At 41.9% G+C, this 16,310-nt stretch carries 18 protein-coding genes; 10 read left to right on the top strand and 8 right to left on the bottom strand.

Going from position 1 to position 16,310, the window contains the following annotated elements:
• Positions 1–56 precede the first annotated feature (56 nt).
• Positions 57–260, top strand: a complete 204-nt coding sequence (locus ATS75_RS16315) for a YheV family putative zinc ribbon protein (RefSeq protein WP_058561496.1) — start codon at positions 57–59, stop codon at positions 258–260.
• Positions 261–285: 25 nt separating this feature from the next.
• Here ATS75_RS16315 and ATS75_RS16310 read toward each other — a convergent pair whose 3' ends face one another.
• Positions 286–498 (bottom strand): SlyX family protein, encoded by a 213-nt coding sequence (locus ATS75_RS16310; protein ID WP_058561480.1) that lies wholly within the window; start codon positions 496–498, stop codon positions 286–288.
• Positions 485–1,483, bottom strand: a complete 999-nt coding sequence (locus ATS75_RS16305) for a WD40 repeat domain-containing protein (RefSeq protein ID WP_058561479.1) — start codon at positions 1,481–1,483, stop codon at positions 485–487. Before ATS75_RS16305 ends, ATS75_RS16310 begins: the two co-directional genes overlap by 14 nt.
• Before the next feature lie 202 nt (positions 1,484–1,685).
• Here ATS75_RS16305 and fkpA point away from each other — a divergent pair, with 202 nt between their 5' ends.
• Positions 1,686–2,438, top strand: coding sequence for an FKBP-type peptidyl-prolyl cis-trans isomerase (gene fkpA / locus ATS75_RS16300; protein WP_058561478.1), 753 nt, complete (start codon positions 1,686–1,688; stop codon positions 2,436–2,438).
• An 86-nt stretch (positions 2,439–2,524) separates the two neighbouring features.
• On the opposite strand, the gene ATS75_RS16295 is transcribed toward fkpA, so the two are convergent.
• Positions 2,525–2,995: an Rsd/AlgQ family anti-sigma factor gene (locus ATS75_RS16295; protein ID WP_058561477.1), complete on the bottom strand. Its 471-nt coding sequence runs from the start codon at positions 2,993–2,995 to the stop codon at positions 2,525–2,527.
• A 497-nt stretch (positions 2,996–3,492) separates the two neighbouring features.
• Between ATS75_RS16295 and hemE the strand changes: the two genes are divergently transcribed.
• Entirely contained in the window at positions 3,493–4,557 is a 1,065-nt protein-coding gene (hemE, locus tag ATS75_RS16290; protein WP_058561476.1) for a uroporphyrinogen decarboxylase, read from the top strand.
• Between the two features lie 82 nt (positions 4,558–4,639).
• On the opposite strand, the gene sthA is transcribed toward hemE, so the two are convergent.
• Together sthA and ATS75_RS16280 are read right to left on the bottom strand one after the other, a co-directional pair.
• Positions 4,640–6,067, bottom strand: coding sequence for a Si-specific NAD(P)(+) transhydrogenase (gene sthA / locus ATS75_RS16285; RefSeq protein WP_058561475.1), 1,428 nt, complete (start codon positions 6,065–6,067; stop codon positions 4,640–4,642).
• A 13-nt stretch (positions 6,068–6,080) separates the two neighbouring features.
• Positions 6,081–7,214 carry an acyl-CoA desaturase gene (locus ATS75_RS16280; RefSeq protein WP_058561474.1) on the bottom strand — a complete coding sequence of 378 codons (1,134 nt, stop codon included), beginning with the start codon at positions 7,212–7,214 and terminating at the stop codon, positions 6,081–6,083.
• Positions 7,215–7,340: 126 nt separating this feature from the next.
• On the opposite strand from ATS75_RS16280, the gene fabR reads away from it, so the two are divergent.
• The 5 genes from fabR (at position 7,341) to leuD (ending at position 13,020) form a co-directional block, all read left to right on the top strand.
• Entirely contained in the window at positions 7,341–7,958 is a 618-nt protein-coding gene (gene fabR, locus ATS75_RS16275) for an HTH-type transcriptional repressor FabR (protein ID WP_058561473.1), read from the top strand.
• A 380-nt stretch (positions 7,959–8,338) separates the two neighbouring features.
• A complete protein-coding gene (gene leuA / locus ATS75_RS16270) occupies positions 8,339–9,892 on the top strand; it encodes a 2-isopropylmalate synthase (RefSeq protein ID WP_058561472.1) in 1,554 nt (517 codons plus the stop codon).
• Complete coding sequence (gene leuB / locus ATS75_RS16265; RefSeq protein WP_058561471.1) at positions 9,889–10,965, top strand: 3-isopropylmalate dehydrogenase; 1,077 nt, start codon at positions 9,889–9,891, stop codon at positions 10,963–10,965. The genes leuA and leuB overlap by 4 nt, the downstream gene beginning before the upstream one ends.
• Before the next feature lie 55 nt (positions 10,966–11,020).
• Positions 11,021–12,421 carry a 3-isopropylmalate dehydratase large subunit gene (gene leuC, locus ATS75_RS16260; protein WP_058561470.1) on the top strand — a complete coding sequence of 467 codons (1,401 nt, stop codon included), beginning with the start codon at positions 11,021–11,023 and terminating at the stop codon, positions 12,419–12,421.
• Entirely contained in the window at positions 12,421–13,020 is a 600-nt protein-coding gene (gene leuD, locus ATS75_RS16255; protein WP_058561469.1) for a 3-isopropylmalate dehydratase small subunit, read from the top strand. Before leuC ends, leuD begins: the two co-directional genes overlap by 1 nt.
• A 67-nt stretch (positions 13,021–13,087) precedes the next feature.
• Here leuD and ATS75_RS16250 read toward each other — a convergent pair whose 3' ends face one another.
• Positions 13,088–13,633: a hypothetical protein gene (locus tag ATS75_RS16250; protein WP_152996237.1), complete on the bottom strand. Its 546-nt coding sequence runs from the start codon at positions 13,631–13,633 to the stop codon at positions 13,088–13,090.
• Positions 13,634–14,184: 551 nt separating this feature from the next.
• On the opposite strand from ATS75_RS16250, the gene ATS75_RS16245 reads away from it, so the two are divergent.
• Positions 14,185–14,778 carry a hypothetical protein gene (locus tag ATS75_RS16245; protein ID WP_058561467.1) on the top strand — a complete coding sequence of 198 codons (594 nt, stop codon included), beginning with the start codon at positions 14,185–14,187 and terminating at the stop codon, positions 14,776–14,778.
• 3 nt (positions 14,779–14,781) lie between these two features.
• Here ATS75_RS16245 and ATS75_RS16240 read toward each other — a convergent pair whose 3' ends face one another.
• Entirely contained in the window at positions 14,782–15,108 is a 327-nt protein-coding gene (locus tag ATS75_RS16240; protein ID WP_235591197.1) for a hypothetical protein, read from the bottom strand.
• A gap of 136 nt (positions 15,109–15,244) precedes the next feature.
• Here ATS75_RS16240 and ATS75_RS16235 point away from each other — a divergent pair, with 136 nt between their 5' ends.
• Entirely contained in the window at positions 15,245–15,688 is a 444-nt protein-coding gene (locus ATS75_RS16235; protein WP_058561465.1) for a TerB family tellurite resistance protein, read from the top strand.
• 3 nt (positions 15,689–15,691) lie between these two features.
• On the opposite strand, the gene ATS75_RS16230 is transcribed toward ATS75_RS16235, so the two are convergent.
• Complete coding sequence (locus ATS75_RS16230) at positions 15,692–16,261, bottom strand: NADPH-dependent FMN reductase (RefSeq protein ID WP_058561464.1); 570 nt, start codon at positions 16,259–16,261, stop codon at positions 15,692–15,694.
• Between the last annotated feature and the right edge of the window lie 49 nt (positions 16,262–16,310).

The following is a 16,310-nucleotide window of genomic DNA, read 5'->3' as shown; positions in this document are numbered from 1 at the left end:
ATCAATCGTATCTTTATTAGGATAAAATGGCAGCAGCTAAACTGTGGAGAGACGGTGTGAAACAGAGAAAACGATTTATTGCGGGCGCAACGTGTCCCGAATGTAAAACCATGGATATGATGATGCTTTACAAAGAGCATGATGTGGAAAAGGTTGAATGCATGAAGTGTGGTCATAAAATGACGCAACCAGAGCAAGCTGTGCAAGCATCAACACGCCAATTTGAACAAGTTATAGGCGTGTTTAAGCCGGGTGACTAACCACCTTGAGGTGGTCTAAATATAGTTAGTAATGCGGTGGCGGTGGCTCTTGCATTTGCGACATTAAAGAAGGCTGTTGGGACTCTTTTAATTTCTCAGCCAGTAGCTCGGTTTGACGCTTCATTTTAGCCAACAGCTGCTGGTGAGCTTTAATTTCATCATTAAGTATATCAATGGTTTCATCTTGAAAGGCCACTTTAGCCTCCAGCTCCATTAAGCGATGTTCAATTGTGTTCATTAGCTTCTCGTATAGTAAAGCGCTCAGCGATTCCGCTAGAGCTCTCGGTTAACAACGCTGTGTCGTCATTAGTGAAAGCGACATCCAGTACCACCGCAGACTTAGGTTTACTGCCTTCGCGGGGGGTGACATGCCAGCTTTGAATTTTTTCACCATCAGCAATTTGCCATAAATCAACCAAGCGATTGGGTGAACCGGTCAGCAGTCGTGTGGCTTGATCGTTAAATCGGACGGCGGTAAAAATTTTCTGTCGCGCAATATACTTCAGTTTAGAAACAAGATCACCTGTTGTTAACTGCCATATATGCGCTTGAGCCATACTGTCTGCAGTAAAGGCATAGCGACCTTGAGGGTCAAGAGCAACTTGCGTTACTCTGTTTGGGTGGTTAAAGCGGTGAATTACTTGACCGCTTTGCGTATCCCAAAAATACGCAACGTAGTCATTTGAGCCACTCAGTGCAAAACGGCCATTGGGTGAAAGGTCAACCACATTAATTTTTTCTTGGTGGCCAAGGAACTCAATGCGCCTTCCGGTCTCTAAGTTGAGGTAAACAACAACATTGTCGCTACGGCCATATAAAACACTGCGGCCTTGATTGCTAATAGCGATATCGCGAATGGTGGCCGTTTTTATTTTGTAATAACCGACGTTGTCACCGGTGTTGATATTCCACACAGCAAACGTGGTTTTCTCGGCGGTCACTGCATGGCTGTTATCAAAGGCGATAGCTACAGTGTGTACTAAGCTATCTTGGTCTTGTTGCTGAAACCATTGATATTTTAGAACCTGCTGTTGATTATCCCACAGGGCGACCCCATGGTGTATAGATGAAATCAGGCTATACCGGCCATCATGAGAAAGCGCAGAGGAAAAGGCGCCTCTGGCTGCATGCTCATAGCTGGCAGTCGCGTGTTCTTTTTGTTCTGAGCAGGCGATTAATAAAGTGCAGCACTGAAGATACAAAAAAGTACGAAATATCGACATATTACAGGTATTTCCCCTTAACTCTTGTTGACTGAGAGGTTAGACTAGGACGCGATAAAGGTCGAGGTCGTTTATCTAATGATTTGAAATTGGCATTTTGCCGTACTCAGTAATTAGATAAGCAGCCTATCATGTAGGCCGTTAATCTTTAACTAGTAATAATACAATAAATGACATCTGCAAAGTGTGTCGGAGATTTAAAATGAAAAAGACGATTAAATTGTCATTGATTGCAGCGTCAGTTTTAGCGCTTACAGCTTGTAATCAAGAAGCAAAACAAGAACAAGCACCTGTAAAGTTAGATACTGAAGCACAACAACAAGCATACGGTATTGGTGCATCTGTTGGTAACTTTTTAAATAAAGATTTAGCTGATAAAACAGAGCTAGGTATTGAACTTGATCAAGCGCTGCTTATGCGTGGCTTTAAAGACGCACTTGCAGGTGAAGCAAAATTAGACGAAGAGAAAATTCGTGAAGTGTTAACTGCACTTGATACATCTGTACGTACTAAGCAAGATGCACAGGCTAAAGTAGAAGCTGAAAAGAGCAAAGCAGCGGGTGAGCAATACCTAGTTGATAATGCTGCAAAAGAAGGCGTAACAGTGACCGAGTCAGGTCTTCAATACGAAGTAATGGCCATGGGTGACGGTGAGAAGCCAGTGGCTACTGACGTTGTTAAAGTACATTACAAAGGTACTTTACTAGACGGTACTGAATTTGATAGCTCATATTCTCGCAACGAACCAACAACTTTCCCACTTAACCGTGTAATCGCAGGTTGGACTGAAGGTTTACAACTTATGCCAGTAGGGTCTAAGTATAAGTTTACTATCCCAGCTGACCTTGCGTATGGCGATCGTGATCTTGGTAAGATCCCTGCTAACTCAACACTTGTTTTTGAAGTAGAATTACTTGAAATTCAAGGCGAAGAGAATTCAGCTGTTGCTGAGTAATGAGCATCGCACAGCCAGTTGATGATTTACAGTTAACAGGCAAAACAAAAAGGGGCCAATAGGCCCCTTTTTGTATGAGTCACTTTCTACTCAGCATGATTTGAGTATAAGTTATCGATGAGTTCATCTTCTAATTCAAAGCGAAGCTCTAACGCTTCCCCCAATTTTGATAAGTTATTATCAAAATCATCTAATAAATCGTCTTTCGCGACTTCGGCGTACTTATCATTAAAGTCTAATGCTATATCTGTAGTTTCAGATATTCGCGGGTATAACTCACTAGCAAGTTGTTGGCTTTTAGGGCCCTTTTGCTCACAAGCTTTAGCAATATCGTCATAAACCTCAAAGTGCCCAGCAGACAAGTAATCCATTAAAATTTGGCAAAAAGTTTGAATTTGCAGCTGTTCAGGTAAAGCGTGATCTTTTTTATCATACGGTGAAAAGCCAGCAATTTTACAATAAAGTACGAGAAGCTCCTGGCGCTCTGTTAGCCATTTATCGATTATTGTGTGGCTACCGCCCCATTTTTGTTGAGCTTTTTCCAAACGCGTCAGCATGATTATTCTCCTAAGCCGGGTTGGTTTTGTTTATATAACAATGAAATATGGAGAAAAGATCAACACATTTTTTTCTTTATTCCGTAACAAAATCTTAAGTTGTTGATGTTAAGTTATTTTTCATAGTTAAATAAAAGGGTGTTCTGTAAATTTTAGGCAAGAAAAAACCACCATAAATGGTGGTTTAATTTCTTTTTCCATGACTTGTTAAAACAAGCTTTCTTTTTGTTTTGAGAAGATTTTTATTATTATTGTTGTCATACAATTATTATTGTTTTTGTTAACGCGGGATAAGTTATACCAAGGTTTTTTGTATGTTGCAAATTTATTAATTAAAAAACTTAAATGTTACATTTTTTTCAGGCGTTTTTTCTGTGTTACTTAAAACCTTTGATCTAAATCTATACTGGTGTGTTTTACAGTTATTGCGATAGAGCGCTGTGCGATATGGTGATACAATCTGCGCAATATCTACAAGTTTTAGGATCCTTTACGCTATGAGCGAATTAAAAAACGACCGTTATTTACGTGCACTACAAAAACAACCTGTTGATGTAACTCCGGTATGGATGATGCGTCAAGCAGGGCGTTATTTACCAGAATACCGCGCTACACGTGCACAAGCGGGCGATTTTATGAGCCTGTGCCGCAATGCTGAGCTTGCGTGTGAAGTGACTTTACAGCCATTACGTCGTTACCCTTTAGATGCCGCTATCTTATTTAGTGACATTTTAACGATTCCTGATGCTATGGGATTAGGCTTGTACTTTGAAACAGGTGAAGGTCCTAAATTTGAACGCCCAATTTCATCTTTGGCTGATGTTAAAAAGATTCCAAAGTTAGATCCTACTGATGAACTTGGTTATGTAATGAATGCAGTCAGTACTATTCGCCGTGAATTAAAAGGTGAAGTACCGCTGATCGGTTTTTCTGGTTCACCATGGACATTGGCCACTTACATGGTAGAAGGTTCAAGCAGTAAAGTATTCGGTAAAATAAAGAAAATGGCATTTGCTGAGCCTCAAACACTGCACTTACTCCTCGATAAATTAGCCGATTCAGTGATTGATTACTTAAACGCTCAAGTCAAAGCCGGTGCGCAATCACTTATGGTATTCGACTCATGGGGTGGTGTATTAAGCCCACGTGATTACAACGAATTCTCATTGCAATATATGCATAAGATTGTTGATGGCTTGATTCGTGAATACGACGGCCGTAAGGTACCTGTAACACTGTTTACTAAAAATGGTGGTCAATGGATTGAAGCAATCGCTGCAACTGGTTGTGATGCTGTAGGGCTTGATTGGACGATAAACATTAGTGATGCAAAACGTCGTGTTGGTGATAAAGTTGCGCTGCAAGGCAATATGGATCCGTCAATGCTGCACGGCACACATGATCGTATTCGCCAAGAAGTCGGCACAATTTTAGAAGACTTTGGCACAGGTAACGGCCATGTATTTAACTTAGGCCACGGTATCACACCAGATGTCGATCCTGAAAATGCAGGTGTATTCATCAATGCGGTACATGAGTTAAGTGCGCAATATCATAAATAACAAATAGCTATTTAGACTTGTTATTAAAAAGCCCGCTTAGTACCTAAGCGGGCTTTTTGCTATTTACAAGTGGTACATAGACTTACGTAAATAAACGGTTTAAGCCATTTAATGCTGCAACACGGTAGGCTTCAGCCATCGTTGGGTAGTTAAACGTGGTATTAACAAAATAATCGATATTATTACCGCCGTTCTTTTGTTCCATAATGGCTTGGCCAATGTGAACAATTTCTGAGGCACGTTCACCAAAGCAATGTACACCAAGTACTTCTTTGGTTTCAGTGTGAAACAGTATTTTTAAACTACCAACTTCCGTACCAGCAATTTGCGCACGCGCCAAGTGTTTAAACTGCGCACGGCCAACTTCATAAGGTATTTTTGCAGCAGTTAGTTCTTGCTCTGTTTTACCCACAGAGCTCATCTCAGGAATGGTATAAATACCTGCCGGGATATCAATGATCAGCTTTTCATCACAGTTGCCGCACGCAATCGCATCGGCGGCGATACGGCCTTGGTCAAACGCTGCACTGGCAAGGCTTGGGTAACCAATGACATCACCCACTGCATAAATGTTCTCAACCTCAGTTTGGTATGTTTCGTTTACCTTTAGCTGACCACGGCCGTCGGCTTTTAGGCCCACCGCTTCAAGGTTCAAGCCATTAGTATTACCAGTACGACCATTAGCAAATAAAATGCAATCAGCTTTGACACGTTTACCTGATTTTAAATGCATTATTACGCAGTCTTCGCGGGTTTCAATGCGGTCAAACTCTTCGTTATGGCGAATAACAATGCCACTGTTCCAGAAGTGGTAGCTCAATGCGTCAGAGATCTCAGCATCCATAAATGCAAGCAGTCGGTCACGGGTATTTACTAAATCTACCTTTGCGCCTAGGCCTTTAAAAATAGACGCATACTCACAGCCAATAACACCAGCACCATAAATTAAGACGCGATGAGGGTCATGCTCCAGACCTAAAATTGTGTCACTGTCGTAAATACGCGAGTGAGTAAAATCTACTTCAGGTGGGCGGTAAGGACGCGAACCTGTTGCAATAACAATGGTCTGTGCCGTTAATCGCTCAGTTGAGCCATCAAGACGAGTAATTTCAACGGTGTTTTTATCAATAAAGCTCGCATCACCTTGGAATAAATGAATGCGGTTACGATCGTAAAAGCTACTGCGCAAGTTAGACTGTTTTGAGATCACCGAGCTTGCGTGTCGTAAAATATCGGGAAACGTTAAGCGAGTAGGGCGCTCACCCATGCTAAAAAGTGGGTTTGCTTTATATTCAATATAGCGGCTAACAGAGTGGCGTAGGGCTTTTGATGGAATGGTGCCCCAATGAACACAGCCTCCACCAACGCCTTCTTGGCGTTCAATAACCGCCACTTTTTTGTTGCTTTTAGACAGGTTCATGGCGGTACCTTCACCGCCAGGGCCTGTGCCTATAATGATTGCATCATATTGATATGACGGTTGTTCTTTCTTTACTTGTTGTTTGGCCACAGCCACTCCTACATTAACTAAAAGAGGCTTTTAATAACCTCGCATTCAGTGCTAGCCATGCTTGTTTTTGACTTTCCCAAGCGGCTTCTAATTCATGGTATTGTGTAATTAAAGCTGATTTTTCGCATTGTTGCAGCATGTTATTCTTTTTAACTTCTAGTACCTGTTTTTTAAGGGCACAAAAGTGTTGTAGCTTTTTCAGCAATAAATCATATTCTTGCTGCAATAATGTAAGCTTATCTTGCGCTAGTGGCAATTTAGCTAAGCGAATTTGCGTTTTGTGCATAAGTGTTTCGGCTTTCGCCTTTTCAATACGCTCGACCGGCGTACGTTTCAATTTATGCGCCAAGCCTAATGTTGCTAATGAGCGAATTAACCATTTAGTCGGATCATAATGAAACCATTTAATGCCGTTACGATAATCACTGGCAAATATATGGTGATAATTATGGTATCCCTCCCCATAAGTGAACAGCGCTAAAAAACCATTGTCACGGGCGGTATTTTTTTCAGTGTAAGGGCGAGAGCCCCAAATATGCGCCACTGAATTAATAAAAAAGGTAAAATGTTGGCTTAACACTAAACGCAGTAATCCTGCTAATAATAGCATACCAAATACATCGCCGACCATTAAACCAAGCGCTAATGGAATACCAATGTTAGTTGCTAATACTAATTTCATATAATGGCGATGTTGCCACATAACAACTTTATTGCGTTGTAAGTCACGACAATTAGTGTAATCACCATAACTATCGCCTTGATAATCTCGGAGCATCCACCCAATATGGCTATACCAAAAGCCATTTGTTGCTGCATAAGGGTCTTTCACAGGATCATCGACTTGACCATGATGAATACGGTGGTCACTGCTCCAATGCAGTGCGCTGTTTTGCAATGCAAAAGCACCGCCTAACGCAAAGATAGCTTCAATCGCAGGGTGTGCGTCATATGTTTTATGTGCCCACAAGCGGTGGTAGCCAGCGGTAATTGACATACCGGCGTAAAACATACACGCAACAAAAGCTATCCAATGCGTGCTTGAAAAGCCATGGGTAATACCATACCAAGGAACTAAAGTAACAGCAGCCAAAAAGGTAAGGCTAAAAAAGAGGACGTTGGTCCAAATAATCGGTGGTTTTTTCATCTTTAAAAATCTGAGCGTACACTTGTAAGCTAAAATAGTATTTCATTCTCTCGCCGTCAAGTATTAGACTGGGGAATTAAGCTAAAAGTCACCATAATTTGATTTAAATTAAATCAGGAGTAGTTCATGTCGGGTGTTCGCGCGCAACAAAAACAAAAAACACGACAGGCCTTAATTGAGGCGGCGTTTAATCAATTGAGTGCTGATCATAGCTTTTCAAACCTAAGTTTACGTGAAGTTGCTCGCGAAGCTGGGATTGCGCCGACTTCGTTTTATCGACATTTTAAAGACATGAATGAACTCGGTTTAACCATGGTCGATGAGGCTGGCTTAACATTACGCCAATTAATGCGCCAAGCGCGCCGTCGTATTGCTAGCGGCGGCAGCGTAATCACAACCTCAGTGGTGACATTTATGGAGTTTATTGATAACTCAAGCAACCAATTTAGGCTGCTTTTGCGAGAACGCTCTGGCACATCAAAAGCATTTAGAGCGGCGGTTGCACGTGAAATAAAGCATTTTATCTTAGAGCTCGCGCATTATTTGGAAAATGAAACGCCCTGTGATGCAGCCCAAGCATATATTCAGGCGGAAGCAATGGTTACGCTGGTATTTAATGCCGGAGCTGAAGCACTTGATTTGGAAGGCCAGCAGCGTGATGAGTTGGTTGAGCGCGTGATTTGGCAATTACGGTATATTACACGTGGCGCAAGCAATTACATTAGGGATCACAATAATACATAAATGTTGGAAGAGTTAATCTAAGCAGTGACAGTGAATGCATTGGTTTAAAAAACGTTGAGTCTCACATTTTTGTATTTATTTATCTAATTTAAATGTATTTGTGAATTATTTATCCTTTGTATATTGGTTTTTATGATGTTGCAAGGTGATATTATGCTTGCGCCTTTGGCTGATGGGTGATAAAAATAAGCCTCAATGAACACACACATTTAGTAAAGATGATGAAAAATACACAGTTAATTACATTAAAACTAAACTTCCTGCTGCTAGCGTATGTAAGCGGGCATTAGTGTATTTTCATTCAGACACATTAAAAACCCCGCAAAATGCGGGGTTTTTTTTATCTCGCAACAAGGGTAGCTGAGAATTAAGGGTAGATTATGCAGGATAAAGACAAGGTATGGATTTTCGACACCACCTTACGCGATGGTGAGCAAGCGCTTAAAGCAAGCCTAACAGAGGATGATAAAATTCAACTTGCGCATACGATTAGTCGTTTAAATGTGGATGTGATGGAAGTGGGCTTTCCAGTCTCGAGCCCCGCTGATTTTCGTTCGGTGCAACGCATTGCAACTGAAGTAAAAGGCCCTATTATCTGTGGTTTAGCACGCTCTGTTGCCAAAGACATTGAAGCTTGCGGCGAAGCATTACGCACGGCGCAACAAAGCCGTATTCATACTTTTATCGCTACTAGCCCACTGCACTTAGAGCATAAATTACGTATGAGCTTAGATGACGCCACAGCCATGGCGGTTAAATCAATCAAACTTGCGCGTAACTATACTGATGACGTGGAATTCTCATGTGAAGATGCTGGCCGTACACCGCATTGGGATTTATGCAAAATTGTTGAGCAGGCCATCAATGCAGGTGCATCTACTATTAACTTACCCGACACCGTAGGTTTTGTAACGCCAGACGAATACGCGGCGATGATCCATCATTTAATGAATAATGTGCCAAATATAGATAAAGCTCGCTTGAGTGTGCACTGCCACAATGACTTAGGGCTAGCTGTGGCCAACTCGGTAGCAGCAGTACAAGCGGGTGCTCGCCAAATTGAATGTACTATCAACGGCATTGGCGAGCGTGCAGGTAACTGCTCGCTTGAAGAAGTGGCGATGATCATGAAAATGCGCCAAGACCATTTAAAAGTACATACTGATATTCGTAGTGAAGAAATTTACCGCGCATCTCGCCAAGTGGCAAAAATTTGTAATATGCCAGTACAACCAAATAAAGCCATTGTTGGCGAAAACGCATTTGCTCACAGTTCAGGCATTCACCAAGACGGCGTATTAAAAGCGCAAAATACCTATGAGATTATGTCGCCAGAAAGCGTTGGCGTACCAAATAACCAATTAAACATGACCTCACGTTCAGGGCGTCATGTGATTGAACATCGCTTAGCTGAGTTAGGTTATCAAAAATCTGATTACGATATGGATAGTCTTTATGACAGCTTTTTAGCGCTGGCCGATCAAAAAGGGACAGTCTACGACTATGACCTTGAGGCAATGATTTACTTTAACCAAATCAATGATAAAGATGAAAAATACCAATTAGAGTTTGTTAACTCAACGTCTAATTCACAATCAGTTGCCAGCTCTACTATCGGTATGACCATCGATGGCACATCTAAGCAAGAGGCCGCAACGGGCAATGGTCCTGTTGAAGCGTCATTCTTAGCGATTGAGCGCTTAACGGGTATGGCTGTTGAAATGATTGAATTTAATTTAGAAGCCACCGGTGAAGGGGCAAGTTCTCTTGGCCAAGTAAATATAATAGCTAAATACGATGGTCGCCCTTATCACGGTGCGGGCATTGCAGCGGATGTGGTTGAAGCGTCAGTACGCGCCATGATCCGCGTTTATAACTTAATTTATCGTGCACAAAAAGTGTCTGATTTAAAACAACAAAGGAAAGCAGGATGAGTAAAACAAATTACAGCATCGCCGTTTTAGCGGGCGACGGAATTGGCCCTGAGGTTATGGCAGCAGCAAACAGTGTGCTTGATGCTGTAAGTAATAAATTTGGTTTTACGCTGACTCGTCATCCTCATGCGATTGGCGGTGCTGCGATTGATGAATTTGGCAAAGCATTACCTGACTCAACACTTAAAGCATGTGAAAGTGCAGATGCCATTTTATTTGGCTCAGTTGGCGGCCCAAAATGGGAGCATTTACCGGCTGATGAACAACCAGAGCGAGCCTCTCTTTTACCCTTGCGTAAACACTTTGGTTTGTTTTGCAATTTACGCCCAGCTCAACTTTTACCAGCCTTAAGCGCTGCATCTCCACTGCGTGCAGATATCAGCGAACGTGGCTTTGATATCTTGTGTGTACGTGAGTTAACAGGAGGTATTTATTTTGGTGAAAAAGGCCGCTGTGGAGAAGGTGCTGATGAAGCCGCATTTGATACACAAACTTATTCTCGAAAAGAAATTGAACGTATTGCGCGTTTTGCCTTTGAAGCTGCAAAATTACGCAACAACCATGTAACGTCGGTTGATAAAGCAAACGTGTTGGCATCTAGCGTGTTATGGCGTGAAGTGGTGACTGAAGTGAGTAAAGATTACCCTGAAGTGAACCTTGATTATATTTACGTAGATAATGCGGCGATGCAGTTAGTTAAGCAACCAAGCCAATTTGATGTATTGCTTTGTGATAATTTATTTGGCGATATCTTGTCAGACGAGTGCGCCATGATCACAGGCTCTATGGGGTTATTACCTTCAGCGAGTTTGAACCAATCGGGTTTTGGTATGTATGAACCTGCTGGTGGCTCTGCGCCAGATATCGCAGGAAAAGGCATTGCTAACCCCATCGCACAAATTTTAAGTGCGGCACTGATGTTGCGTTATTCATTAGGCCAAGATGAGGCTGCGCGCAGTATTGAAAAAGCAGTCGCGGAAGCAGTCGAAGCGGGTGTCGGCACGCCAGATATTTACCCAAGTGCAGGTTGTACAACACAAGATGTTGCGGCTGCGATAGTGGCTCGAATTTAAGTTTTAGTTTGCTGCACCGTCATGCAGCAAGCGCTAATATTAAGGGGATCAGCAAGTGGCCCAAACGTTATACGACAAAATCTGGCAAGCACATGTCGTTGCCAGTATTAATGAGCAAACCGACTTACTTTATATTGACCGTCATTTAGTGCACGAAGTCACCTCGCCACAAGCATTTGCAGGCCTTCGTGAAAAAAATCGTAAAGTACGTTGTCCAGAAAAAACTATCGCGACGATGGATCATAATGTATCGACTAAAAGCCGATCGCTTGATGCCGCCAGCGAAGTATCAAAGAACCAATTAATGGCGCTTGATGCAAACTGTAAAGAATTTGGCATTACGCTTTACGATTTAAACTCAATTAATCAAGGTATTGTGCATGTAATGGGGCCTGAGCAAGGTATTACCTTACCGGGCACCACCATAGTGTGTGGCGACAGCCATACCTCAACTCACGGTGCTTTTGGTGCGCTTGCTCACGGTATTGGCACCTCTGAGGTTGAACACGTTCTCGCAACGCAAACACTACAACAGAAAAAAGCCAAGTCATTAAAAATTCAAATTAATGGCGTTTTACGCCCTACAGTGACAGCTAAAGATTTAATAATGGCGGTGATTGGTAAACTTGGTACAGCCGGTGGTACAGGTTATGTCGCAGAGTTTTGTGGTGAAGGTATTGAAGCGTTATCAATGGAAGCGCGTATGACGCTGTGTAACATGAGTATTGAAATGGGCGCGAAAGCCGGTTTAATAGCCTCTGACCAAATTACGTATGATTACTTAAAAGGCCGCCCGTTTGCACCAAAAGGTGCTGACTTTGATGCAGCTGTTAAATATTGGGAAACATTAAAAACCGACGAAGGCGCGCAATTTGATTTAGAAGTGGAACTAGAAGCGAGTAGCATTCAGCCGCAAATTACGTGGGGCACGAGCCCTGAGCAAGTAATTGGCGTAGATGAATTTATTCCTGATCCAGAGAAAGAGCCTGATTTAATTAAAGCCGATGCAATTCGTAGTGCACTTAAATACATGGACTTAAAAGCGGGAGAAAAACTGTCATCAGCAAGTGTTGATACCGTATTCATTGGCTCATGTACTAACAGCCGTATTGAAGATTTACGTGCTGCTGCTCATATCGTGCAAGGTAAGCACGTTGCTGCTGGTGTTGAAGCGTTAATTGTACCAGGCTCAGGCTTGGTGAAAAAACAAGCCGAAGACGAAGGCTTAGCCGATATTTTTAAAGCGGCGGGTTTTGAATGGCGCGAGCCGGGTTGTTCAATGTGCTTAGCAATGAATGACGACCGGTTAGGTGCAGGCAAGCGTTGTGCATCTACCTCAAACCGTAATTTTGAAGGTCGCCAAGGCCGTGGCGGACGCACACACTTAGTTAGCCCTGCAATGGCCGCAGCGGCAGCAATACATGGTCGTTTTGTTGATATTAGAGGAGAAGCTTAATGAGCACTTATTTTAGCGGCTTAATGGCCCCACTAGATAAAAACAACGTTGATACTGACCAAATTATTCCTAAGCAGTTCTTAACATCAACCAGCCGTGACGGCTTTGATGCAGCCTTGTTTTACGATTGGCGTTATTTAGATAACGGCGAGCCAAATCCTGAGTTTATTTTAAATCGCCCTTGTTACCAAGGTGCACAAATATTATTAACTCGCGATAACTTTGGCTGTGGCTCATCACGTGAGCATGCACCGTGGGCACTTAAACAATACGGTTTTGAAGTGATTTTGGCAGAAAGCTTTGCTGATATTTTCTTTAATAACTGCGGTAATAACCAAATGCTAGCGATTACATTACCTGCAAAAACACTGGAGGATTTGTTTGTACTGAGTGAACAGCACGACGATATTCATATCGACATCGACCTTGAAAATCAGGTGCTTACCAGTAACAAGTTTGCGCCAATCAGCTTTGATATTCGCAAAGACGTAAAAGAGCGCTTATTAAGTGGCTTAGATTTTATCGGCGTGACCGAAACCCTAAACCCACAAATCGACGCCTTTGAAGCAAAGCTTAACGCCGAGCGCCCTTGGCAGTAGTGGTTTAAAAGTTATTAAATGATGAAACGCGGCTCAGGCCGCGTTTTTTGCGTATGGGTGACGTTTTTTAGTTCGGCTCAAGCGCTTTATTAAATTCAAAATTAAAAAACGTATATACTAATGAAAGCACGGGCAATATTGATGTATAGAAGCTAGCTGAGTATATATCCAAATCAATTATCGCTACAATAATTGCGCAAAATGTTAACAAAACCACCAGTGTTAAAAGTAAGTTCCTTTTAAGAGCAGCTAATATAAATTGTAAGTAACTTAGCCCTACTTTATTTTTTATCAAAGCCCAACTTAAGCGAGAAAAAGCAATAAAACTAATTACACAAAAAACAACTGACATCTTAGGTTGAGAAATCAATAGACTTGATCCGATTGCGAGTAAACCAAGAATTAATATCAAATAGTGTGATTTCAAAAGTTCTTTTAATAAGAGCACTTGGTTGCGGGTGGAATCAGTACGCTTGTTAAGTAAATAATAAAACGCCAACAACGCATATAGAGAAAAGAAGAACGAACTTATTTGTAATTTAGAGTTTAAAAAATACAAGCCTAATAAACAAGGTATTAAAGTTGAGGCTAGAATAATTTTATTTTTCATCATCAGTTTCTCGAATATACGTCCTAAAAATCTAGGACTAAAAATTTAAACAGTTTTTATATCACACCAACTCGTTATTCCACCATCAGTAACAACATCGAAATAAACTTTTTTGAAGCCGCGACCTGTTTTACCGCCGCTGGCTGCACTTTCTTTGATGAATCACCACAATCAGGTAGAGCATCAACTGTTTCTTTGTATGAAGCATCGTAAGCGAGGCCTACACCTCTATTACACTACGACCATTATAGGTTCTATTGAGAAGAGTATTTCTCTTCGTTAAGCAAGAGCTAGTAGGTTCTGAAGGTCTACTATTAAAAAATAGTTTTATAGATCATTGTATATGTAACTGCTTTTATGAAATGCAGATGTTATTGGTTAGCATAAAGAGCAAATCGGTGATTATAAAAACTCCTTTGCTATAGAGTATTCAGTCAAACGCTATACCTGCTTAGTTAAATGAGTACGTCAGTTTTAACTTCCATTTACCGCGATTACTTCCTTTGTTTTTATTAACACGCTAAGCTGCAGCTTTATATTTTTAGGAACATGCTATGAAATTATTAACTGCTGCAACTTTATTATTGGCATCTACTGCTGTGTTTGCGCGCCCTGCGCCTTTGGTGTCTATTCCAAGCCATGATGGTTTTTTTGATAATATTGCTGCCCACTGCGGTAAAGCGTATGAGGGTAAAGTTACGGTTGATAATGCTGCAGGCCCGAGCTCGTTCGCGGGTAAAAAGCTGGTTATGCATGTTCGCCGTTGCAACGAGCGAGAACTCCAAGTACCGTTTCACGTTGGCGAGGATGCATCACGTACGTGGATCATCACAAAAACAGGCAGTGGCTTGAGTTTAAAGCACGATCATCGTCATAAAGACGGTACTGATGATGTGTCTACTATGTATGGCGGTCATACGGTTGATGCGGGTTTTGAGAGTGTGCAGTCTTTCCCTGCGGATCAGTATTCAAAAGAATTGTTTGTTAACCAAGGAATACCGCAATCTATGGGTAATACGTGGCAAATGTATATTTACCCGGAAAAGTTTACCTATCGTTTAATTCGCCAAGGGCGCGAGTTTCGTGTTGATTTTGATTTAACCAAACCAATCACTCCACCTGCTTCGCCTTGGGGCTATAAAGACTAGGATTTAGTCTTTATTTGGCTCGGTTTCACACTGTAGCAAAGCCGTTAAAGGTGGTTGATAGGGGCGAGGTTTGCTAGGAAGGCGCTCGTATTCTTGCACACCATCAGTCACTTTTAACATAAAAGGGTTACTCTTACATAAACGCTGAGAATGGCGAAGTAAAAATACCGATTGGTTTTGGAAGTGTTGGTAGCTGTCAGATTGTATTTCGAGGCGGTAGTTATTATCGTCAATTTGAGTTTGGTGATAATGCACTTTATCATCAAAATCATAGCGCTTTTCGGTTTTGCCAACCTCTGCGTGTATCACGGCACAACTTATCAATAGCATGAACCCACCGCTTAGTTTTAAGCTTTGTGCTATCTTTCCTCTCATAAACCTCACACTCCATTATTGTATTGCGTCGGCGATTTAACTAAAGTGGTTAATCATGATCTAAGTCTAACACCCAAAAAGGGAAAATGTGATGTTCAAACAAATAAAACAGCTATTTTCAACGTTTAATGAACACCCAGCTCAGATGCAAGAGCATGATTTGAAAACGGCAGTTGCGGCCCTACTTATTGAGGTAATGCGTGCTGACACAGAGCAGCAAGATGAAGAACTAAAAGCGCTGTCAGCCACGCTTAAAAAATATTTTGAGTTAACGGATACCCAGGTAGATGAGTTAATGCAAAGCGCGAGTAAAAGTTTAGATGACGCCATAGACTACTTTCAATTTTCTAAGCAAATCAATAATCAATGCAGCGCGCAGCAGCGCATCGATATTGTAGAGTTACTGTGGCGATTGGCGTATGCAGATGGGCAGCTCGATCCACAAGAAGAATACGTCGTTCGTCGTGTTGCTAATTTACTCTATGTTACTCATGAAGATTTTATCGCTGCTAAGTTAGCAGCGACCAAAATTTAGCAATTACTTGTTTAGTTTGCTGGCAACGCTTACTAACTGCTGTGCAAGGCCGGCTACTTTTTCTGCTGTAGCAGGGTCATTAATGCGGCCATTTTCATCAAGTACAGTGTGGATGGCTGGCACTGCAAGTTGGTCAGCCAGCACTAAGCTACCGATACCCGATAGAATATCGCGAACATGGTTTAATCCGCGCAGACCACCTAAACCACCAGGCGAAGAGGCATAAAGCGCAGTTACTTTATTACGAAATGCAGGCACTGCACCTTGCTCTGTGCGCGAAGCCCAGTCAATAGCGTTTTTAAGTACGGCGGTAATCGAACCGTTATATTCAGGACTTGCAAGTAAAATACCGTCTGCGGCGCGTAATTTGTCTTTGAGGAGTTGAGCGCCCTGAGGTGTACCTTGTGCTTCAATATCTTCATCAAACATTGGTAAGTTTAAATCACCGAGTTTGATTACCTCTACTTCTGCGCCGCTTTCTAAAGCAAAGCGGGCTGCTTCATTAATCAATTTTTGGTTAAAGCTGTCTTTACGTAAGCTGCCTGCTAAGGCAATAATTTTAGGTGCAGTCATGGTATTCGCCTTAATGTTGTTTAGTTAACCAGAGTTCCGGTTATTTAAT

It is taken from the genome of Pseudoalteromonas sp. H105 (genome assembly GCF_001469215.1).
Classification (GTDB): Bacteria; Pseudomonadota; Gammaproteobacteria; order Enterobacterales; family Alteromonadaceae; genus Pseudoalteromonas.
The sequence above is the reverse complement of the archived record's forward strand: the minus strand, read 5'-3'. Positions and strand labels throughout refer to the sequence as shown.